Origin of the sequence: Actinomadura sp. 3N407, assembly GCF_052245875.1 — a bacterium.
Classification (GTDB): Bacteria; Actinomycetota; Actinomycetes; order Streptosporangiales; family Streptosporangiaceae; genus Spirillospora.
The window spans coordinates 163,041-183,247 of record NZ_JBQQBP010000017.1 but is presented as its reverse complement, the minus strand read 5'-3'; the positions used below and the strand labels follow the sequence as shown (position 1 = coordinate 183,247).

18 protein-coding genes are annotated in these 20,207 nt (G+C 72.0%); 9 read left to right on the top strand and 9 right to left on the bottom strand.

Annotation, left to right across the window (positions count from 1 at the left end; translation table 11 throughout):
- Positions 1-90 precede the first annotated feature (90 nt).
- On the bottom strand, positions 91-3,039 hold the full coding sequence (locus ACTWPP_RS34505; protein ID WP_443108598.1) for a helix-turn-helix transcriptional regulator: 2,949 nt from the start codon (positions 3,037-3,039) through the stop codon (positions 91-93).
- Between the two features lie 102 nt (positions 3,040-3,141).
- Entirely contained in the window at positions 3,142-4,410 is a 1,269-nt protein-coding gene (locus ACTWPP_RS34500) for a glycosyltransferase (RefSeq protein WP_443108597.1), read from the bottom strand.
- A gap of 156 nt (positions 4,411-4,566) precedes the next feature.
- Between ACTWPP_RS34500 and ACTWPP_RS34495 the strand changes: the two genes are divergently transcribed.
- A complete protein-coding gene (locus ACTWPP_RS34495; protein ID WP_443108596.1) occupies positions 4,567-5,223 on the top strand; it encodes a histone deacetylase in 657 nt (218 codons plus the stop codon).
- Entirely contained in the window at positions 5,210-5,665 is a 456-nt protein-coding gene (locus tag ACTWPP_RS34490) for a peroxiredoxin (protein ID WP_443108595.1), read from the top strand. Before ACTWPP_RS34495 ends, ACTWPP_RS34490 begins: the two co-directional genes overlap by 14 nt.
- A 142-nt stretch (positions 5,666-5,807) precedes the next feature.
- Here ACTWPP_RS34490 and ACTWPP_RS34485 read toward each other — a convergent pair whose 3' ends face one another.
- Entirely contained in the window at positions 5,808-7,448 is a 1,641-nt protein-coding gene (locus ACTWPP_RS34485; RefSeq protein WP_443108594.1) for a CocE/NonD family hydrolase, read from the bottom strand.
- 164 nt (positions 7,449-7,612) lie between these two features.
- Here ACTWPP_RS34485 and ACTWPP_RS34480 point away from each other — a divergent pair, with 164 nt between their 5' ends.
- Complete coding sequence (locus ACTWPP_RS34480) at positions 7,613-8,716, top strand: mechanosensitive ion channel family protein (RefSeq protein WP_443108593.1); 1,104 nt, start codon at positions 7,613-7,615, stop codon at positions 8,714-8,716.
- Positions 8,717-8,752: 36 nt separating this feature from the next.
- Here ACTWPP_RS34480 and ACTWPP_RS34475 read toward each other — a convergent pair whose 3' ends face one another.
- The gene (locus tag ACTWPP_RS34475) at positions 8,753-9,616 is read right to left on the bottom strand and encodes an ATP-binding protein (RefSeq protein WP_443108592.1); all 864 of its coding nucleotides are present in this window, start codon (positions 9,614-9,616) and stop codon (positions 8,753-8,755) included.
- A gap of 70 nt (positions 9,617-9,686) precedes the next feature.
- Positions 9,687-10,376: a lysophospholipid acyltransferase family protein gene (locus ACTWPP_RS34470; RefSeq protein WP_443108591.1), complete on the bottom strand. Its 690-nt coding sequence runs from the start codon at positions 10,374-10,376 to the stop codon at positions 9,687-9,689.
- Positions 10,377-10,517: 141 nt separating this feature from the next.
- Here ACTWPP_RS34470 and ACTWPP_RS34465 point away from each other — a divergent pair, with 141 nt between their 5' ends.
- Complete coding sequence (locus ACTWPP_RS34465) at positions 10,518-10,925, top strand: organic hydroperoxide resistance protein (protein ID WP_443108590.1); 408 nt, start codon at positions 10,518-10,520, stop codon at positions 10,923-10,925.
- A gap of 15 nt (positions 10,926-10,940) precedes the next feature.
- On the opposite strand, the gene ACTWPP_RS34460 is transcribed toward ACTWPP_RS34465, so the two are convergent.
- The 3 genes from ACTWPP_RS34460 to ACTWPP_RS34450 are packed head-to-tail and all read right to left on the bottom strand — an operon-like array spanning position 10,941 to position 12,733.
- Positions 10,941-11,567 carry a GOLPH3/VPS74 family protein gene (locus ACTWPP_RS34460; protein ID WP_443108589.1) on the bottom strand — a complete coding sequence of 209 codons (627 nt, stop codon included), beginning with the start codon at positions 11,565-11,567 and terminating at the stop codon, positions 10,941-10,943.
- A 2-nt stretch (positions 11,568-11,569) separates the two neighbouring features.
- The gene (locus tag ACTWPP_RS34455; protein WP_443108588.1) at positions 11,570-11,806 is read right to left on the bottom strand and encodes a hypothetical protein; all 237 of its coding nucleotides are present in this window, start codon (positions 11,804-11,806) and stop codon (positions 11,570-11,572) included.
- Positions 11,807-11,818: 12 nt separating this feature from the next.
- Positions 11,819-12,733 (bottom strand): SPFH domain-containing protein, encoded by a 915-nt coding sequence (locus tag ACTWPP_RS34450; protein ID WP_443108587.1) that lies wholly within the window; start codon positions 12,731-12,733, stop codon positions 11,819-11,821.
- 139 nt (positions 12,734-12,872) lie between these two features.
- Here ACTWPP_RS34450 and ACTWPP_RS34445 point away from each other — a divergent pair, with 139 nt between their 5' ends.
- From ACTWPP_RS34445 to ACTWPP_RS34430, 4 genes are all read left to right on the top strand, one after another.
- The gene (locus ACTWPP_RS34445) at positions 12,873-13,292 is read left to right on the top strand and encodes a limonene-1,2-epoxide hydrolase family protein (RefSeq protein WP_443108586.1); all 420 of its coding nucleotides are present in this window, start codon (positions 12,873-12,875) and stop codon (positions 13,290-13,292) included.
- 292 nt (positions 13,293-13,584) lie between these two features.
- A complete protein-coding gene (locus ACTWPP_RS34440; protein ID WP_443108585.1) occupies positions 13,585-14,655 on the top strand; it encodes a right-handed parallel beta-helix repeat-containing protein in 1,071 nt (356 codons plus the stop codon).
- A gap of 191 nt (positions 14,656-14,846) precedes the next feature.
- Positions 14,847-15,512 carry a hypothetical protein gene (locus ACTWPP_RS34435; RefSeq protein ID WP_443108584.1) on the top strand — a complete coding sequence of 222 codons (666 nt, stop codon included), beginning with the start codon at positions 14,847-14,849 and terminating at the stop codon, positions 15,510-15,512.
- Positions 15,513-15,665: 153 nt separating this feature from the next.
- Complete coding sequence (locus ACTWPP_RS34430) at positions 15,666-16,367, top strand: hypothetical protein (protein WP_443108583.1); 702 nt, start codon at positions 15,666-15,668, stop codon at positions 16,365-16,367.
- Positions 16,368-16,464: 97 nt separating this feature from the next.
- On the opposite strand, the gene ACTWPP_RS34425 is transcribed toward ACTWPP_RS34430, so the two are convergent.
- Positions 16,465-17,631 (bottom strand): epoxide hydrolase family protein, encoded by a 1,167-nt coding sequence (locus tag ACTWPP_RS34425; protein ID WP_443108582.1) that lies wholly within the window; start codon positions 17,629-17,631, stop codon positions 16,465-16,467.
- Positions 17,632-17,961: 330 nt separating this feature from the next.
- Between ACTWPP_RS34425 and ACTWPP_RS34420 the strand changes: the two genes are divergently transcribed.
- Positions 17,962-20,205, top strand: a complete 2,244-nt coding sequence (locus tag ACTWPP_RS34420) for an MMPL family transporter (RefSeq protein WP_443108581.1) — start codon at positions 17,962-17,964, stop codon at positions 20,203-20,205.
- Positions 20,206-20,207 lie beyond the last annotated feature (2 nt).

Below are 20,207 nucleotides of genomic sequence, written 5' to 3'. Positions count from 1 at the left end.
CGGAGGCCGGGTACCTCACTCGCTCATGGCCCAAGGCCGACCCGGCAGTCACGGAAAGGAGATTACCCGCAGCGGCAATTCAACGCAATATCAGATTCCCTCGCGGTGCGCGGCGGCGGCCGCCTGGGTGCGGCTGGTGACGTTCAGCTTGGCGAGGATGTTGGAGACGTGGACGCTCGCCGTCTTCGGCGAGATGAACAGCGCCGCCGCGATCTCCCGGTTGTTGTGCCCCTCCGCGACCAGCTTCAGCACCTCCCGCTCCCGTCCGGTGAGGGCGCCGAACGGACCGGACGGGGCGGACGCGCCGGGCGCGGGGCGCGCGGCGCCGAGCCGGGCGCGGGCACCGAGATCGCGGAGGGCGGCCAGCAGCGGCGCGGCGCCGAGCCGCTCGGCGCCGCGGACGGCGGACCGCCACTGTTCGGCGGCGCCTTCGCGGTCGCCGTTCTCCGCGAGGGCCTCGGCGAGCCGCCACCGCGACCGCGCCACCTCGTACACGAACCCGCCGTCCGGGTCGCCGTAGGTGAACAGGTCGGCCGCCTTCCGCCACAGGCCCACGTCGTGGACGCCGTCCACGCGGCGGCGCTCCGCCTCGGCGCGGGCCAGCCACCCGTGCCCTTCGAGCCCGAGCCAGGCGCGCGGCCGCCCGTTGTCGGTGAAGCCGACGGCCCGCCTCGCCCGCGACAGCAGGTCGTCGCCGGTCGCGGCCGCCTCCCGGACGGCGTCGTCGTCTCCTGCGGCGCGGGCGCGGGCCGCGATCTCCGCCTGCGCCCACAACCCGGTCGCGGCGATCCGGATGACGCCGACCGTTTCGCCGTAGGAGGTGCGGACGACGCTGCCGACGTGCTCGCTCGCGGTCTCGGGGTCGCCCCGCCACAGGGCGTGCTCGGCGGCGAGCCCCCGGGCGAGGTAGTTGACGAAGAGGTCCTGGTCCCACAGCGGGGCGATCCAGCGCAGCCGCTCGTCGGCGCCGGGCACGCCCCGCGCGACCTCGACGAACAGGGCGTACGCGGAGATCTGCGCCTCGTGCGGCCGGACGACCTGGACCGCGAAGTCCTCGGCGAGCCGGTCCGCCTCCGCCCAGTTGCCCGTCGTGTAGTGAATCAGGTACCGCAGGGACCGCAGGATGATCCCGAACGTGCTCCAGCCGAGGCCGTTCTCCAGGGCGAACCTCACGCCGTCGTCGGCGGCGCGTGCCGCGCCCGCGAGGTCGCCGCGGTCGAACTTCGTCCGGGCGTAGTGGAACGCGGCCCGCATCGTCACCATCGGGCTCTCGCCGCCCGCTGCGGACAGGTCGCGGGCCCGCGCGAACACCTCCGCGACGTCCGGGTCGGCCTCTCCCGCCTCCCGGTACACGCCGAGCGTCACCAGCAGGCTCGCCTCGGCGCCGGTGGCCCCGGCGGCGCGGGCCGCCTCGACGGCCCGCTCGGCCAGACCCGGCATCTCGCCTTCGCCGTCCCGGTACAGCAGCATCCGCGCGTAGGTCGCGAGGGCGTAGGCGCGTTCGGCCGTCGGGGGATCGGCGGGCAGCATCGTGACCGCCTCCCGCGCCGTGGCCACCGCCTGCTCGATGTCGTCGATGTCGGCCAGGTACGACGCGAGATGCTCGCGGATGCGGGAGCCGAGCGGCGCGTCCGCCGGGTCGGCCGCGTCCAGCAGCCGCCGCAGCCGCTGCACGGCGTGCCGCAGCTCACCGGCCTGCGCGGACTCCTGCGCTGCGCGCAGGGACAGCCGCACCCGGTCGGTGCCGGCGACGTCCTCGGCGCCGGGCACCACGTCCCACAGTTCCAGCGCCCGCTCGTAGTGCCCGAACGCCTCGGCGGGCGCGCCGAGCCGCCCCGCCTCGCGTCCCGCCCGGACGGACGCGGCGAACGCGGCGGGCAGGTCGTGCGCGGCGAGGCTGTGGTGGGCCAGTTCGGCCGCCGACCCGCGCGTCCCGTCCAGGAGACCCGCGAGCAGCCGAGCGAAAGCGGCGTGCAGCCTGGTCCGCTCGCCCGGCAGCAGGTCGGCGTAGACGGCCTCGCGCAGCAGCGCGTGCCGGAACGTGTACCCGGTCCCGGACGGCACGAGCAGCTGGTGCGAGACGACCTCGCGCAGCGCCTCGCCGACCGCCGCCTCGTCCAGCCCGGACACGCGGCGCACCAGTTCGTCGTCGATGCGGCGCCCGGCGACCGCCGCGACCCGGACGACCCGCTCCGCGGCGTCCGAGAGCCGCTCCATCCGCGACAGCAGCACGTCGGCCAGCCCGGACGGCAGCTCCGCGGGCTGCGCGCCGGGGGAGTCGAGCCCGGCGGCGTACAGCTCGCCGGCGTAGAAGGGGTTGCCCTCCGACCGCCGGTGCACCCGCTCGATGACCTCCGCGGTCACCGGCGCGGACCCGCGCGACAGCTCGGCGAGGTACTCGGCGGTCTCTCCGGGCCCGAACGGGCCGACCTCGACGCCGGTCACGTTCGGCAGCCGCAGCAGCTCCGCCACCACCGGCCGCAGCGGATGCCGCCGGTGCAGGTCGTCCGAGCGGTAGGTGCCGACGAGGCAGACCCGCTCGCGCTGGAGCACCCGGCTGAGGAACGTCAGCAGATGCCGGGTCGAACGGTCGGCCCAGTGCAGGTCCTCCAGGACGAGCAGGACGGGCCGCTCCGCCGCCAGCTCGCCGAGCAGCCCGAGGACGGCCCCGAAAAGCCGCTGCTGGCCCAGCTCCGACGCCGCGCCGGGTTCGCCGTCGCCGTCCGGCAGCAGCCGTCCGAGGACGGGCCGGGCGCCGATCGCGGCGCGGACCTCGTCCGCCTCGGGGGTGCCGGCGTGCGCGGCCGTCCACAGCGCGTCCGTGAGCGGCAGGTACGGCATGCTCTCGCCCAGTTCGGCGCACTGCCCGACGAGGACGGTACAGCCCTCGCCGCGTGCGGCGTTGGTGAGGGCGGACACCAGGTGCGTCTTGCCGGCGCCGGCGTCGCCGCTGACGAGCACGACGCCCGCGCCGCCGCCGGCGGCCCGCTCCAGCGCCGCGGTCAGCTCCGCGAACTCGGCCGCCCTGCCGATCAGCATCGGCCGTCCCTTCCGGTCATCGCGCCCAGTATCCCACCGGACCGGACGTGAACGGGCCCCGGATCCGGGGTGGGATCCAGGGCCCGCGCGGGCGGCCGCGCGTCAGCCGACCAGGGCGGGGGTCCTGTCGGTCTCGCGCACCGCCGCGTCCTCGGCCGCGTCCTCGGCGGCGGGCTCGGGCTCGGGGGCGGGCAGCACCTTCTGGTAGGCGCGGAGCGTCTCGGCGGCGATCCGCTCCAGCGAGTAGCGGGAGCGGGCGCGGTCTGCGGCGGCGATCGAGTAGCCGTGCAGCGTGGTCTCCTCGGCCAGCAGGTGCCGGATCGCGCGGCCGATCACGACCGGCCGCCCCGCCGGGACGTGCAGGCCGGTGATGCGGTCGAGCACCTCGTCGGCGTTGGCGCCCGCCGGGGTCGTCACGACGGGCACGCCGCAGGCCATGGCCTCCAGCGGCGTCGCGGGGCACGGGTGGTGCGGGGTCAGGCACAGGGCGAGCGTCGCCGTCCGCAGCAGCTTCGGCAGCGCCTTGCGGGGCAGCCGCCCCAGGAAGATCACCCGGTCGGCGACGTGCAGCTCCTTGGCCAGCAGCGTCAGCCGGTGCACGACCTGGTCGTGCTCCAGGTCCTCGCGGGCCGGGCCGCCCGCGATCGTCAGCTCGGCGTGCGGGACGTGCACCAGCGCGTGCAGCGCGGTCTCGACGTCCCCGGTCTCCAGGTCGTCGCAGACCATCACCAGGCGGCGGCGGTCACCGCGGGGCATCGCCGGGCCGACCTGCGCGAAGTGGTCACCGTCCACGCCGTAGGGGACGACGGCGACGGCCGGGCGGGGAACGCCCATCCGCACGACCGCGCCCGCCTCCTCCGCGTGCCCGGCCAGCACCACGTCGGCGTCCCGGCCGATGGCCTTCTCCAAACGGTCCCGGTGCGGGTGGACGGGGCGCCCGGCGCGGCGCTCGGCGGCGGCCACGCCGTGGTAGCTCTGCGCGAACGGGATGCCCAGCTCGCGGGCCACGACGCAGGCGGCGAGACCGCCGATCCAGCCGTGCGCGTGCACGATGTCGGGACGTCCGTGGCCCGTCCAGCGGTGGCGCAGCTCGTCGGCGAAGTCACGGACGTGCTTCAGCGTGTCCTGCTCGGACAGCGGGCGGGCCGGCCCGGCGTCGATGTGGACCAGCGCGGCGCCCGGCGCCAGCCGGACCCGGCTGCGGGCGGCCGCGTCCTGGCGCCGCGTGTAAACCGTGACCTGGTTCGGCTCCCCGTCGTTGGTCAGCGGGCGGGTGAGCGAACGGGCGAGGTCCCGTACATGGACGGACTGCAAGTGTTCGCCGTCAAGGTCGGAGGCGGACACGAGAGCGATGTTAAGCGGGCGGTGCATGACGGATCCTCCGGTACATCGCAGGGGAAGTACGGAGGTATCTGCGTCGTAGACACCTGCTCGGACAGTTTCATAACCGCCCGTACCTCCCGCCAAACCTCGCGAATCGGATCTCCGTTCCGCGACCACCCCTGACCAGCGTGGATACTGGGCAAGATGGACGACGAACCACTCTGGTACGTGGCGTACGGCTCGAACCTGTTCCGGGAGAGGTTCCGCTGCTACCTGTCCGGGGGCCGTCCGGAGGGCGGCGCCCGCCGCCAGGCCGGCTGCCGCGATCCCCGCCCCGCCCGCGCCGAGCAGTCGATCACGGTGCCCGGCGGCATCTACTTCGCGCACGACTCGCGGACCTGGGGCGGCGGGATGGCCTTCTACGACCCGGACCTCCCCGGACGCGCCGCCGCCCGCGCCTACCTGCTGACCCGCCGCCAGTTCTGCGACGTCCTCTCCCAGGAGATGCACCGCGACGTCGGCACCGACCACGACCTCTCGCAGGCCATCGCCCACGGCCGCCAGCGCGTCGGCTCCGGCCGCTACGAGACCGTCCTGAAGGTCGGGGAACGCGCGGGCCGCCCCATGCTCACGTTCACCTCGCCCGCCCCCGCCCCGCCGAACGCGCCGACGGCCCCGTACCTGACGATGCTCGGCGGCGGTCTCCGCGAGGCGCACGGCTGGTCCGCCGAACGCGCCGCGTCCTACCTGGCCGGACGCCCCGGGGCCCGCGGCACGTGGACGTCCCGCGACATCGGCGCCCTCCTTCGCCTTGGCCGCCCATCATCCGGACGGCTAGGTTCGTGCCATGAACGTCGGTGAGATCGTTGACGACTTCGAACTGCCCGACGAGACGGGCGAGCCGCGCACGCTGACCGGACTGCTGGAGAAGGGGCCGGTCGTCCTGTTCTTCTACCCGGCGGCGCTGACCCCCGGCTGCACCGCCGAGGCCTGCCACTTCCGGGACGTGGTGGCCGAACTCGCCGAGGCCGGCGCACACCCGGTCGGCGTCAGCGCCGACCCGGTCGCCAAGCAGAAGGAGTTCGCCGACAAGCACTCCTTCGGGTACCCGCTCCTGTCGGACCCGGACGGCGACGTCCGCGCCCGCTTCGGCGTCAAACGCGGCATCGCCCTCCTGCCCACCAGGCGCCAGACCTTCGTCATCGACACCGACCGCCGCGTCCTGGCGGTCATCAAGAGCGAGATCCGCATGAACACCCACGCAGACAAGGCCCTGGAGGCCCTCCGCAGCCGGAAGGCGTAAAGAAGGAGGCGGCCTCCGCTCGCTGCGCTCGCTGCGTCCGCCGTGGGTGTGCGCGCCCCGCGTCGTGGGGTTGGTGGCCTTCTGCCCGGGGGCGCTGGGGCGGCCACAGGTGTGCGTGGTCCGCGTCGTGTGGTCGGTGGGGTCAGCGGACGACGGGGAGGTTGATGGTCGAGGGGTGGGCGGGGGAGTGGAAGATCTCCTGGTCGGCGGTGAGCATCTCGGTGGCGGTGCCGATGGGGGCGCCGGTGCCGGGGTTGCGGGCGACGCGGGGGTAGGCGCCGCTCGCGATCTGGACGCGGACGCGGTGGCCGCGGTGGAACCGGTGACCGGCCGGCCACAGCTCGACGGCGACGTGCCGGACGCCGTCGGCGTCCGGGTCCGGGGTGCCGGGGACGAGGCGGCGCATGCCCTCGCACAGGTTCAGCGACTCGCCGTCGGGGGTGACGTCGCACAGCCGCACCACGAAGTCGGTGTGCTCGCGGTTCGAGCGGATGTGCAGGTCGGCGGTGACCGGGCCGATGATCTCCAGGTCGTCGTCGAGGACGGCGGAGGTGTAGGTCAGCACGTCCCGGCGGCGTTCCAGGCGCTTCTGGTCGGTGGACGGGCGGGTCTCGCCGAGCAGGGTGGGGCCGCCGAGGAACGGCGTCGGATGTTCCGGGTCGTAGCGGTAGGTGTCGGGTTCGGACTCGGGCGGGGCGTCGGGGGAGAGGGCACCGGCGGGCTGCAGATGCCAGCGTTCCTCCCGCATCCCGGGGACGGGCCAGTCGGGGAACTCGCGCCACTCGCCCGCGCCGGTGATGTACAGCCGGACGGGCTGTTCCCGCAGCCCGGACGGGTCGTCCAGCAGGTGCGCGCGGAACCAGGCGACCGACTCGCCGACCGATCCGCGCATCATCCGCTGGTCGGCGTGGAACCAGGGGCCGATCGTCAGGTACGGCCGCCGGCCGGCGGCGCGGAGCGCGGCGTAGTCCTTCATCTGCCACGGCAGGAAGATGTCGTACCAGCCGCCGGTCATGTTCACCGGCGCCGTCACCTGCGCGACGGTGGGGCTGAAGTCGCGCTTGTCCCAGAACGAGGTGTCGGGGCCGTTGACGAGGAGTTCCTGGAAGAACCGCTGCTGCTCGCCCGTCGCGAGCCGGTCGAGTTCGGCGATCGGATGTCCCGAGAGTGTGGCGCGGCGGGCGCGGCGCGGCGACATGATGCCGGTCGTGATGCCCGACAGGGAGTTCTTCATCCGCGCGGTCAGGTCCACCCAGATGAGCGCCGACTCCAGCGCGAACGTCCCGCCGACGTTCACCGCGTCCCGGAACGTCGAGGCGGTGACCTGCATCGACAGCGCCCGGAGTTCGGGGCCCGCCTCGGCGGCGACGGCCCACTGCACGTAGCCGAGGTAGCTCGGCCCGTGCATCGCGAACGTCCCGCCGAACCACGGCTGTGATTTCAGCCACTCGATGGTGGCGAGCCCGTCCTCCCGTTCGTCCAGCGCCTCGAACACGCCACCGGACCCGAACCCGCCGCGGACGCTCTGCACCACGGCCTGGAACCCGTGCGACGCGAACGCCTGCCCGCACATGAGCCCGAACGGCCCGCGCCGCCCGTAGGGGGAGCGGACGAGGACCGTCGGCGCCCGCTCCACGTCGACGGGCGCGTACCGGTCGGCGAGCAGCGTCACCCCGTCGGCCGCGGGGACCGCCAGGTCCCGCTCGACCGTGACCTGGTGGGGGCCGTTCCGCAGTCCCAGCGCCGTGACCCCGAGCCGGCGCATCATTCCGACGCCTACCACTTGATCGATCGTAATCGTCCCGGGGGTCGCGTCCGTCCCCGGAGTCCGTGATGTGCCTCGCACGCTCCGGGTCTTCTATACGATCGAGGACGCGCAACACGGCAAAACGGGATCTGACGGGCGGGCGGCGAGGCCGTCCGCGCGGAGGGAGAGATGCACACGTCATGGGGGATCTGAGCTGGGAGCGGGTCATCGCCGCCGGAATCGTGCTGGCGTCCGCTCTGGCGATCGCGGTGTTCCTGCGGTTGCTGACCGCCCGGCTGTTCAAGCGGGCGGGCGACACCCGGTGGGCCTGGGACGACCTGGGCGCCCGGCTGATCAAGGATCTGGCGGTGCCCGTCTCGGTCCTGCTCGGCCTGTGGATCTCGGCCAAGGTACTGCAGTTGCCGCGCGGCACGCTCGACGTCACGGCCAAGGTGCTCACCGCCGTGACGATCCTGGTGATCACGCTGGCGCTGGCCCGGCTGATCGCGTCGTCGGTCGCCTCGGTCGCGCTGGCCCGGCAGGGCGTCGCCGGCAATGTGACGATCTTCGCCAACATCACCCGGGTGATCGTGCTCGGCCTCGGCATCCTGGTGATGCTGGGGAGCCTCGGTGTGTCGATCACGCCGCTGCTCGGCGCCGCGGGCATCGGCGGCCTGGCGGTCGCGCTCGCGCTGCAGGACACCCTCGCGAACCTGTTCGCGGGCGTGCACGTCCTGGCGGCCAAGACCATCGAGCCCGGCGACTACATCAAGCTGGCCACCGGCCAGGAGGGGTACGTCGTCGACATCAACTGGCGCAACACCTCCATCCGGACGCTGTCGGACAACATCGAAGTCATCCCGAACATGCGGTTCTCCGACACGATCCTCACCAACTACCACCGTCCCGCGCAGGACATGTCGATCCTGGTGTACGCGAAGGTGGCGTACGAGATCGACCTGGACCGGTTCGAGGATCTCCTCATGGAGGTCGGCCACGAGGTGATGAAGGAGGTGCCGGGCGGCGTGGCGGACAGCGACATCTTCATCCGGTTCGACGACTTCAATGACGCCACCGTGGGTTTCCACGTCATCCTGCGGTGCTCGGAGTTCGGCGACCAGTTCCGCATCAAGCACGAGTATCTGAAGCGGCTGCACAGGGCGATCCGCGAGGAGGGCATTGCGCCGCCCTACTGGCAGCACCGCGTGGTCCTCGATGAAACGGCCCGCAGTGGCGAGGCGACCCGCAGTGGCGAGGCGACCCGCAGTGGTGAGCCGGCCCGCAACGGCGAACCGGCCGTCTGACCGGTCCCGGCGCGGCGGCGCGGCCCGGTAGGGCCTTCAGGCGGGCGGGGGGACGGTCTCGTCGAACCAGGCGAGGAACTCGGTGCGGCCGAACATCCTCGCGGTGTCGACGGCGGACGGGGAGCCCGCCCGCGGGTCGGCGCCGGCCTCCAGCAGGGCCCGCACGACCTCCGCCTCCTTCTTGAACACCGCGCCGGTGAGCGGCCGCTGGCCCCGGTCGTTGGCGCGTTCCGGGTCGGCGCCCCGCGCCGCGAGGGCCCGGACGGTGCCGGGGTGCCCGTGGTGGGCGGCGAGCATGAGCAGCGTGTCGCCCTTGTCGTCGGACAGGTTCGGCGGCACCCCGGCGTCGACGTAACCGGCGAGTTCCGCCGTCTCGCCGGTGCGCGCCATCTCGAACAGGCGGGCCGTGAACTCTCCCATCTCCGGGTCGGCGTCGGTCATGAGCGGGACCCTGCTGCCGGCGGTGAGCAGCCCGCCGAGGCTGTCCTCCCCGTACCGCAGGTTCTTCTCCAGCGCGACGAGCGCCCCGTCCTGGAGGAACGTGCGGAACCTGACGTCGTCGGCCAGCGCCCTCATGATCAGCAGACCGCGGCCCTGTTCGGCCACCGGTTCCGGCCGCGGGACCCGCTCGGGATCGAACCCCGTCCCCGAGTCGATCACCTTGATCAGGCAGCGGCGGTCCTGGATGACGGCCCGCACCGTGTAGTCGGCGCCGTGCTCGGCGTGCCTGATCACGTTGGTGCAGGCCTCGGTGAGCATCACCTCGATGTCGTCGCGGATCTGGTCCTCCACCCCGAGGGCGGTCAGCGCCGCGTCCAGGAGCCTCCGCGTCGCCGGGACGCTGGCCGCGTCCCGGGGGAGCAGGAGGTCGAGGCTGATCTCCACGTTGTCTCCGTCCACGTTCCGTACGTGAATCGTGCCCTTTCGGGCACGCTCAAACATCGGGGACGGACGTGCGGACCTGCGCAGATCACCCCGGATCGGACGGCATGGGGGCGTAGTCGTCCACGTACTCCTGGCCCGACAGCCGCCGGATCTCCTCCATGATCTCGTCGGTGATCTGCCGCGCCGCCCTGCCGCGCGGGACGCCGGCGTCGCGTCCGGCGAAGTCCATCGGCTCGCCGATGCGCAGCCCGACACGTCCCGGTTTGGGGACGGCCTGTCCGCGCGGCTGCACCTTGTCGGTGCCCTGGATCGCCACCGGCACGACGGGCGCGCCGGTCCGCATGGCCAGCCGCGCGACGCCCGTCCGGCCCCGGTAGAGGCGCCCGTCCGGCGACCGGGTGCCCTCGGGATGGATGGCGAAGGCGCCGCCGCTCTCCAGTACCGCCGCGGACGTGTCGAGCGCGTCGAGCGCCGCCCGCCCGCCGGACCGGTCGACCGCGATCGCCCCGACGCTCCGGAAGAACGTCGCCGCGGTGCGGCCCTTCGCGCCCGCTCCGGTGAAGTACTCGTGCTTGCCGAGGAAGTGGACCCGCCTCGGCACGATCAGCGGCAGGAGGAAGGAGTCCAGGAAGGCCAGATGGTTCGCCGCCAGGATCACCGGCCCGACGCGGGGGACGTGCGCCAGGCCGCTCACCCGGGGAAGGAAGGCGACGCGCATCGCGGGTCCCATGAGGACGTACTTCATCAGGGGGTAGATGAGGCGTTCGGGGTCCATGTCCGAGGAGGCTATGGTTCCGGCCTCCTCCGCCGCCGTTGGCGGCCGGTACAAGTTCGGCCCCCGGGATGTTGTAGGGGGCCGTGCTTGCGCTAGGTCGGTTGTGTCAAATTAAATTGTGCGCAACTGAAGGAGGAACGGATGGACGTTCACTACACCGCCGCCGCCACCGCCAACGGGCGCGACGGCAAGGCCGTCAGCTCCGACGGCCGCCTCGACCTGGCCCTCGCCGTCCCCGCCGAGATGGGAGGCGGCGGCGACGGCACCAACCCCGAGCAGCTGTTCGCCGCCGGGTACGCCGCCTGCTTCGCCAGCGCCCTCGGCGCCGTGGCCCGCACCACCCGACAGGACGTCCGGGACGTCTCCGTCACCGCCGAGGTCGGCATCGGCGGCGACGTCGAGAGCGGGTTCCGCCTCACCGCCGTCCTGCGGATCGAGCTGCCCGACGATCTGGAGAACGGACGCGGCCTGGTGGAACGCGCCCACCAGGTCTGCCCGTACTCGAACGCCACCCGGGGCAACGTCCCGGTCGAGCTGGTCATCGAGTAGACGATCGGGGGCGGCTCAGCCCGCGGCGGCGGCCGCGTTCTCCTGGCGGATCAGCTTGCGGACCGCCGTCGCCGCCGGCCCCGTCCGCGCCGTCAGCTCCTCGATCCGCCGCTTGTGCCGCCGCCGGTCCGGGCGCGGCAGGACGGTCTTCAGCTCACCGGCCGCCGCCAGCGCGACCGCCGCCGCGTCGTAGCTGTTGACGTGGGCCACCGGACGTCCCCGCAACGCGGACGACGCCCCGCCCCACAGCGACTTCACCACCCGGGGATCCCTGACGGTGACCTCGTGGCGTGGGAACAGGCCCAGCGTCCGGCGGGGCCGCACGCGGATCCACCCGCCGCGGACCAGCTCGTCCCGGACCTCCCCGACCATGGCCTTGCTGTCCTTGCGCACCCAGTGCCGCCATGACCGGGGCCGCGACCCGGCGATCTGGGCGAGCACCCCGTACGGGTCGTCGCCCGGCGTGCCCGGGACCGGCTTGCGCCGCTCCTCGCCGAGCCGCCCGTCGAGGTACAGCTCGGTCAGGGCGGCCGCCCGCAGCACGTAGCCGAGCCGTGAGCCGCCCATGCTCATCTTGTGCTTCCTCAGGTCGTAGGCCAGCAGGTACATCCGCGCCGGCAGCGATTCCGGAACATTGACCATGATCATTCCTCGCTCCCGCCGGGCGGCGGGTCATCCTCGTCCTCGGCCGGCCTGCGGGGGCGCCCCCGCCCGCGCATCCGCCGGGCCGACCCGGGCATCCGGCCCGCGTCGGCGAGCGCCCGCCGCAGCAGGAACTCGATCTGGGCGTTGGTGCTGCGCAGCTCGTCCCCGGCCCACCGGGCCAGCGCGTCGTGCACCGCCGGGTCGAGCCGCAGCAGGATCTTCTTGCGCTCAGTCACTGGTAAGGGGGGTCACTGGTAGAGGCTGCCGGTGTTCACCACCGGCTGGACGTCGCGGTCGGCGCACAGGACGACCAGCAGGTTGCTGACCATCGTCGCCTTGCGCTCCTCGTCCAGTTCGATCACGTTCTGATCGTCGAGCCGGTCCAGCGCGAGCTGCACCATGCCGACCGCGCCCTCCACGATCCGCTGCCGCGCCGCGACGACCGCGCCGGCCTGCTGGCGGCGCAGCATCGCGTGCGCGATCTCCGGGGCGTACGCCAGCCCGGTTATCCGCGACTCGATGATCTCCACTCCGGCGGAGGCGACCCGCTCGGCCAGCTCCTCCGACAGCTGCGCGGTGATCTCGTCGGCGTTGTCGCGCAGCGAGATCCGGTCGGCCGCGTCGTAGGGGAAGCTGCCCGCGATGTGCCGGACGGCCGCCTCGGTCTGGAAAGCCACGAACTCGACGAAGTCGTCGACCTCGAACACGGCCCGCGCGGTGTCGGCGACCTGCCACACCACCACGGCCGTGATCTCGATCGGGTTGCCGTCCAGGTCGTTGACCTTGGCCAGCCCCGTCTCGTGGTTGCGGATCCGCGTCGACACGCGCTCCCGGCCGGTCAGCGGGTTCACCCACCGCAGCCCGTCCGTGCGGACCGTCCCCTTGTACCGTCCGAGCAGCAGCAGGACCCGGGCCTCGTTGGGCGCCACGGGCGTGAGTCCGGCCGCGAGGACCAGCCCGGCCACCACGAGGAGCGATCCCGCGGCGATGCCCGCCGCGAGGGCGACGGCCCCGCCCACGGCGATTCCGGCGAGCGCCGCCGCCGCGCCCGCCAGGATGAGCACCACGGTGAGCGCCAGCATCGTCCACCCGCCGCGGTCCCTGGCCGGCCGCTCCGTGATCTTCGGGCGGGGCATGTCGACCTTCGTCGTCTCATCGGGCATGTTCGGTTCTCCTCGTCTAGCGTTATCACCAACATAGCAAAGTGATATCACTTTTCCAATCCGGGACGCCGGAACCGCATGTCCCCGATCCTCCGGCCACCCTCGACTACGGTGGTGCCACCGACCTCGGAGGAACGCCATGAGCGAGACCCAGATCGTCACCGACTTCCTCTCCGCCCTCGAAGACCTCGACATCGACCGCGCCCTCACCTACGCCGCGCCCGAGATCGTCTACCAGAACGTCCCTCTCCCACCCGCCCGCGGCCTGCCCGCCGTCGAGAAGACGCTCCGCGCCATGTCCCGCTACGGCACCGGCTTCGAGGCCCGCGTCCACCACATCGCCTCCAACGGGCCCGTGGTCCTGACCGAACGCACCGACGTCCTGGAAGCCGGCGCCTGGCGCGCGGAGTTCTGGGTGTGCGGCACCTTCAAGGTGCACGACGACCGCATCACCCTCTGGCGCGACTACTTCGACTGGACGACCGTCGTGGCCGCCTCCGTCAAGGGCCTGGGCGGCGTCCTGCTGTCGGCGCTGTCCCCGCGTCCCAAGACGACCTAGCCGGACGGCGAAATCGGATTCGACGAGTGTTCCGCCCGCTCTTCGACGCCTACATCCGCGCTCCGATCCCTCCTCCGTCGTCGCCGGCGTAGGCGCCGCCCACATCGGTGCCCGCCGGCGATCCCCTTCCGCCGCACCGGAAAGAGTCGGCAAAATACAGCCGCATTCCCGGTTGTTTACGTCTCCGGCATCGACGCAATTCCCTCTTCGGTACAAGATGATCGAGGAATTGGGCGCCACGGGAAGGAGGGCGTCAATTCCCAGTCGGAGACAAAGAAACGGGGGAAAAGGGATGAGGCGGACTTTCGCAGCCTCGCTCGGCGCGGTCGTCGCAGTCGCCGGGCTCGCGGCCTTCACACCGGCCGGCCAGGCGTCGACCATCGTGACGCCATCAAGGGAACACGCCCGAGTCCATGTGGTGAAGCCGGGACACTCGATCCAGAAGGCCGTCAGGAAGGCGCGGCCCGGTGACGTCATCCAGCTCAAGGCGGGCCACTACGACGGGGGCGTCCTCGTCCGCAAGCGGCTCACCATCCGCGGCGTGGGCAGCGAGACCGTCCTGCGCCCGGGCAAGAAGGACCACTGCGCGAAGGTCGAGCAGCCCGGAATGGGCATCTGCGTGATCGGCCGCGCCAAGCACCCGGTCAAGGGTGTGACGATCAAGAAGCTGAGCGTCCGGAACTTCAAGGCGTCCGGCGTCCTCGGCTACTACACCGACCGGCTGACGGTGGAGTACGTCCTGGCCAAGAAGAACGGCGAATACGGCATCGCGGAGTTCCGCTCCACCCGGGGCCGGTTCCTGCACAACTGGGTCGAACGCTCGGGTGAACACGCCGGCCTCTACGTAGGCGACATCGCCAACGCGCACGGGACCGTCGTCGCAGAGAACCACGCCTCGGGCAACGCGATGGGCCTGCTCATCCGGCATGCCCGCCACATCAAGGTCTGGGGCAACACCTTCGTCCGCAACTGCACCGGAATCACCCTGGTCGATGACGGCCAGCCCGGCGGGCAGGGCAACACCGAGATCTGGAAGAACGAGGTCTCCAAGAACAACCGCAACTGCAAGCCGCACGGCCCGGTCCCCGCACTCCACGGCACCGGCATCCTGTTCTTCGGCGGCGACCACAACACGATCAAGAAGAACACGGTGAAGCGGAACCGGGGCCGGCTGCCCTACTCCGGCGGCATCGTCCTCTTCCCCGGCGTCCCGCCGAAGAACCGGCCCGCCGAGCACAACCTGATCAAGGCCAACCACGTCCGCGGCAACGCGCCGCACGACCTGGTCGACAAGAGCGGCAGCAAGACCAACCGCTTCCGCGGCAACCACTGCAAGACCTCCGACCCGCGCGGGCTCTGCTGACCCGACCGCACATCGGCCTGGGAGGCCACGCCGGGGAATCCACCCCGGCGTGGCCTCCCGCAGAAGAGTCCACATCCTGGAAGCTGGACGGCCGCCCACCGCCGTGCGCGGGCCGGAAGGACGCCGTCCCGCCGACACCCGCATAGCCCCGCCCACGCCATGATGGACACCCGCCGAACCACGGGAGGGGCATGACCTCAACACCAGCCGCACGCGACCGACGCCCCGAGCGCTGGCTCGCCGCCTGCGCCCTCCTCTACGGCCTCACCCATCACATCGGCTTCGGCCTCGCCGGACTCGGCACCATCGGCCACACCCGCTGGGCCGACTGGGCCGACTTCCTCACCCCCTACACCGTCCTGCTCACCGCCGCGGCCGCCCTCCACACGGGGCAGGCCGACCGCCGCAGCTGGGTCGTCTACCTCATCGGCGCCATCACCTATGTCGAAGGACACGGCATCCACCTCGCCGCCAACTCCGTCGGCAACGACACCCCCGGCATCACCGTCGTCCACCTCTGGGACGAAGTCGTCGGCCACTACGTCTGGTACGCCGGAACCGCCCTCGTCTTCGCCGCCCTGGCCCGCACCCTCGCGCGCCGCCCCGCCCCGCCGCCGCACCACGCCCTCGTCCCCGCCCTCGCCGTCGCCCTCACCTGGACCACCAACTCACTCGAAGGCGGCACCGCCGTCATGGGCGTCATCATCGCCGCCCTCTTCACCGCCTGGGGCCTGCACACCCGCCACCACCTCGGACGCGCCCTCATCCCCGCATTCGCGCCCGCCCTCATCGTCCTCACCGCCTACGGCATCTGGCACCAGGGCTTCCCCCAGCCCACCGAACTCGGCTGGCTCTGACTGATCAACAGCGCCCAACCGAGCGCGGTCGGTCCGTTACCCTTCCGGGATGCCCGCCTCGGAACGGACCCGGCGACAGCCGCTCCAGCGCGGCACTGGACGGTGCGCGATGTGCCGGACGTTCGGGAGGGGTCCCGGGCCAGGTGCGGCAGGGTGCACTCGAATCAGGGTGACGAGATTCTGGAGGACACCGTGCGCATCGTAAGCCTCGTGATCCGTTCGGCCGCCTCGGCGGGCCTGGTCCTGTCGGTCGCCGCATGCGGTTCGTCGTCACCGCCCGACGCAACGAAACTGTTCGGGGAGTACGCGCGCTCGACCGACGTGGTGGGCGACGAGTTCGGTGCCGGCGAAACGACGGGGGACAGGCTGGCCAACTTCGCGTCCAGGGGAAACCCGCAGCAGGTCATGACCGGAGTCCTGGCGGCATACCCGTGCATCGCTGAGGAGTGCTCTCCCGACCTGTCGGTCGACAACGCCCTGGTGGCGTTCGCCGGATCCACCGGCAAGACATACAAACGTCACATCGTGGTCAAAAGGGGCGACGGCCAGCTTGAGTTGATGAAGCTGTACGTGGCGCGCAAGCCGGATGGCTCCAGCGTGCTGGTCGGCCCCGAGGGCAAGACCTTCCGCGGGGGACTGGAGGATTTCCGCCGCCACAACGACGTCCTCGATTCCGATGACCACATCGTCGCGCCACGTAACATCACCGCCGTACCGGGCAAAGGCGAGATCGTCGCCACAACAGGCCACACCGGCCGAAACTGGACCTGGTGGCTCCTCGCCGGAATGGCCGCCGCCGCGCTGGCGACCGGCACCCTCGTCTTCCGCGCCCGCCGCACCACCTCCTTCGACTGACCCCCGCCTCACGCTCGCACGGCGCCGCGACCCGGGATGACGAGCAGCCGCCCCGGCCCATGCGGGGCCGGGGCGGCCCGGGAGCGCGGCGAAGGCGTCAGCGGAGCGGACGGAAGAAGTCACGCACATCGGTGGTGAGCAGGTCGGGGCGCTCCATTGCGGCGAAGTGGCCGCCCTCGTCGAAGTCGGACCAGTGGACGATGTTGTTGCCCTGCTCGGCGTACCGGCGGATCGCGATGTCCTCGGCGAAGGCGGCGACACCGGTCGGGGTGGTCGGGGGCTCGGTGTCCCAACTGCCGCCCATGTGCATGTTCTCGTAGTACATGTTGGCGGCCGAGCCGATGGTGTCGGTGAGCCAGTAGAGCATCACGTCGGTGAGCATCCGGTCCCGGTCGACGGCGGCCTCCGGCAGATCCGCGGACGGGTACGTCCACTCCTTGAACTTCTCCACGATCCAGGCGAGCTGCCCGGCCGGGGAGTCGGTGAGCCCGTACGCGAGGGTCTGCGGGCGGGTCGCCTGGATCTGGAAGTACGCGCTGCCGTCCTCGTTCCAGTTCGCGAGCCGGTCCAGCCGGGCCCGCTCACGGTCGTCCAGCCCGGCCTTCTCCTCGTCGGACACCTCGCCGTACGGGATGAACCCGTGCGTCGCGGCGTTCACATGGACGCCGGCGACGCGCCCGGAGTCGATGCGGCCGAGTTCCGGCGCGACGAACGCGCCCATGTCGCCGCCCTGCGTCCCGTACCGCTCGTAGCCCAGCCGGCTCATCAGCTCCGCGAAGGCACGGGCCACCCGGCCGAGGTTCCAGCCCGTCTCGCGGGTCGGGCCGGAGAACCCGAAGCCCGGCATGGACGGGATGACGACGTGGAACGCGTCGGCGGGGTCGCCGCCGTGCGCGCGGGGGTCGGTGAGGGGCCCGATCATGTCCAGGAACTCGACGACCGAGCCGGGCCAGCCGTGGTTCAGCAGCAGCGGCAGCGCGTCCGACTCCGGCGAACGGACGTGCAGGAAGTGGACGGTCTGCCCGTCGATCTCGGTGAGGAACTGCGGGATCTTGTTCAGCTCGGCCTCGTGCGCCCGCCAGTCGTAGGACGTCCGCCAGTACTCGGCGAGGTCACGCAGGTAGTCGGCGGGAACACCGCGCTCCCACCCCGCACCGGGCAGGGCGGCACCCCACCGGGTGCGCGCGAGCCGGTCGCGGAGATCCTCCAGGTCTGCCTCCGGCACGTCGATGCGGAACGGACGAATCTCACTGGAGCCGGTCATGATGCACCTTTCGAACGAGATCGGAACGGATCGTTCTGTTCTTAGTGTAGCAGAACGGAATGATCCATTCCAACTAGGAGGCCGTCCCACTTCCGGAGGATGCGATCCGGGACTCAGATTTCCCCGCCCCACCACGAAGGGCGGCGATCTTTCGAGACACGGCCTGGTCCGCCTGGTGCGTAGGCACCAGGACATGTGAGTGGCTGGTCCGGAGGCACCAGAGGAAGACGGTGGCGGGGGACGATGCCCGGCGGGGCGCCGGAGGGAAGTGTTGGAGGCGCGCGAACATCGCGCATTCCCCCTTCTAGCGGTGTCTGGAGTGATCAACAGGTGGCGACATTTCTTTACCGGATCGGACGGTGGGCCTTCCGGCGGCGCCGGCTCGTGCTCGGTCTGTGGCTGGGTGCCCTGGTGCTGGCCGGGGTCGCCGCCGCCACGGCGCCGGCCGGGCAGGACGAGGACCTCTCCATGCCCGGCACCGAGTCGCAGAAGGCGTTCGACCTGCTGGACGAGCGCTTCCCCCAGAGCAACTCCCAGGGTGCCGAGGCCCGCCTGGTGTTCCAGGCCCCGGACGGGCGGCGGGTGACGGCCGGGGAGAACAAGGCGGCCGTCGAGGACGCGCTCGGCTCGCTGGACGGGAGCGGTCAGGTCGCGTCGACCACCGACCCCTATGAGACCGGCGCCGTCAGCGAGGACGGCACCATCGCCTACTCCACGATCACCTACACCGCGGACGCCGTCGACCTGACCGGGCCGACGAAGAGCGCCCTCGAGGACGCCGCGAGCCAGGCCCGGGACGCGGGGCTGACCGTGGAGATCGGCGGCTCGGCCCTGGAAGCGGAAGAGTCACCGGGCGGTACGACGGAGATCATCGGCGTGGCGGTGGCCGCGCTGGTGCTGATCCTCGCCCTGGGGTCGCTGGCCGCGGCCGGACTGTCGCTGCTGACCGCCTTCGCGGGCGTGGCCATCGCCTTCGGCCTGGTCTCCGCGCTGGCCGTTCCGCTGGGCCTGACGTCCACCGTCGCCATCCTGGCGCTGATGCTGGGGCTGGCGGTCGGCATCGACTACGCACTCTTCATCACCTCCCGCTTCCGAGACGAGCTCGCCCAGGGCAGCGAGCCGGAGGAGGCCGCCGGCCGGGCGGTCGGCACGGCCGGATCCGCCGTCGTCTTCGCCGGCGCGACCGTCTTCATCGCCCTGGCCGGGCTGGGGGTCGTCGGAATCCCCGAACTCACCAAAATGGGCATGGGCGGCGCGGGCGCCGTGGCCCTCGCCGTGCTCGTCGCACTGACCCTGGTCCCCGCGCTGTTCGGCTTCTTCGGCCGGCGCATACCGTCCCGCGCCGTCCGCAAGGCCACCCGGCCGGGAAGCGGGCGCCCGCACCCGGTGCCCACCGCGGCCGGCCGGCCCGGGCTCGGCGCCCGCTGGGCGCGGCTCGTGCTGCGCCGGCCGGTGACCGTGCTGATGGTCGCCGGACTCGGTCTCGGCGCCGTCGCCCTACCGGCGCTGAGCCTCGAACTCGGGCTGCCCGGAGACGAGTCCAAGTCGGTGGAGACCACCCAGCGCCGTGCCTACGACCTGCTGTCAGAAGGCTTCGGCCCCGGCTTCAACGGCCCGTTGACCGTGGTCGTGGACATGTCGGAGTCCGCGGACACCCCGGCCACCACAGACCTGGTGATCGAGACCGTACGGGGAGTGGACGGGGTCGCGTCGGTCGGTGATCCGGTCCTCGACCGGACCGGGGACACGGCCGTCCTCACCGCCGTCCCGCGGACCGCGCCGAACAGCGGCGAGACCAAGGACCTGGTGCACGCGATCCGGGGCGCGGTCTCCGGCGTCGAGGCCGACACGGGCGCCGGCATCCTGGTGACCGGCACGACCGCGATGAACATCGACATCTCCGAAGCGATGTCCGATGCCCTCATCCCCTATCTGACCGTGGTCATCGGTCTAGCGGTGCTCCTGCTGATGGTGGTCTTCCGCTCGGTCCTGGTCCCGGTCAAGGCCGCGCTCGGCTTCCTGCTGTCGGTGGGCGCCGCCTTCGGCGTCCTCGTCGCCGTCTTCCAGTGGGGCTGGGCGGCGGACCTGATCGGCATCGAGCAGACCGGACCGGTCATGTCGCTGATGCCGATTCTCATCATCGGAATAGTGTTCGGCCTCGCCATGGATTACGAGGTCTTCCTCCTCTCCCGGATGCGGGAGGCCTACGTCCATGGCGCGTCCCCGGGCGAGGCGATCGTCAACGGATTCCGGCACAGCGGACGTGTGGTGGCCGCGGCGGCGATCATCATGATCAGCGTGTTCGCCGGATTCATCGGGATGAACAGCCCGACCATCCAGACGATGGGCGTCGGCCTGGCCGCCGCCGTCGCCTTCGACGCCTTCGTGGTCCGGATGGCGATCGTCCCCGCGGTCCTGGCACTGCTCGGCCATCGGGCCTGGTGGCTGCCTCGTATCCTGAACCGTGTGCTGCCGAATGTGGATATCGAGGGTGAGAAACTGAGCAGGCATGTCCCGGCCTCCGTGACCGAGCCGGACGCGGTGGTGCCGCGGCTCCCCGCCGGCCGGCGCTGAGC

Bases quoted from the DNA above. Each gene is read 5' to 3' on its own strand.
- ACTWPP_RS34505 (WP_443108598.1), bottom strand. From the start codon at position 3,039: ATGCTGATCGGCAGGGCGGCCGAGTTCGCGGAGCTGACCGCGGCGCTG.
- ACTWPP_RS34500 (WP_443108597.1), bottom strand. From the start codon at position 4,410: ATGCACCGCCCGCTTAACATCGCTCTCGTGTCCGCCTCCGACCTTGAC.
- ACTWPP_RS34495 (WP_443108596.1), top strand. From the start codon at position 4,567: ATGGACGACGAACCACTCTGGTACGTGGCGTACGGCTCGAACCTGTTC.
- ACTWPP_RS34490 (WP_443108595.1), top strand. From the start codon at position 5,210: ATGAACGTCGGTGAGATCGTTGACGACTTCGAACTGCCCGACGAGACG.
- ACTWPP_RS34480 (WP_443108593.1), top strand. From the start codon at position 7,613: ATGGGGGATCTGAGCTGGGAGCGGGTCATCGCCGCCGGAATCGTGCTG.
- ACTWPP_RS34470 (WP_443108591.1), bottom strand. From the start codon at position 10,376: ATGGACCCCGAACGCCTCATCTACCCCCTGATGAAGTACGTCCTCATG.
- ACTWPP_RS34465 (WP_443108590.1), top strand. From the start codon at position 10,518: ATGGACGTTCACTACACCGCCGCCGCCACCGCCAACGGGCGCGACGGC.
- ACTWPP_RS34460 (WP_443108589.1), bottom strand. From the start codon at position 11,567: ATGGTCAATGTTCCGGAATCGCTGCCGGCGCGGATGTACCTGCTGGCC.
- ACTWPP_RS34450 (WP_443108587.1), bottom strand. From the start codon at position 12,733: ATGCCCGATGAGACGACGAAGGTCGACATGCCCCGCCCGAAGATCACG.
- ACTWPP_RS34445 (WP_443108586.1), top strand. From the start codon at position 12,873: ATGAGCGAGACCCAGATCGTCACCGACTTCCTCTCCGCCCTCGAAGAC.
- ACTWPP_RS34440 (WP_443108585.1), top strand. From the start codon at position 13,585: ATGAGGCGGACTTTCGCAGCCTCGCTCGGCGCGGTCGTCGCAGTCGCC.
- ACTWPP_RS34435 (WP_443108584.1), top strand. From the start codon at position 14,847: ATGACCTCAACACCAGCCGCACGCGACCGACGCCCCGAGCGCTGGCTC.
- ACTWPP_RS34425 (WP_443108582.1), bottom strand. From the start codon at position 17,631: ATGACCGGCTCCAGTGAGATTCGTCCGTTCCGCATCGACGTGCCGGAG.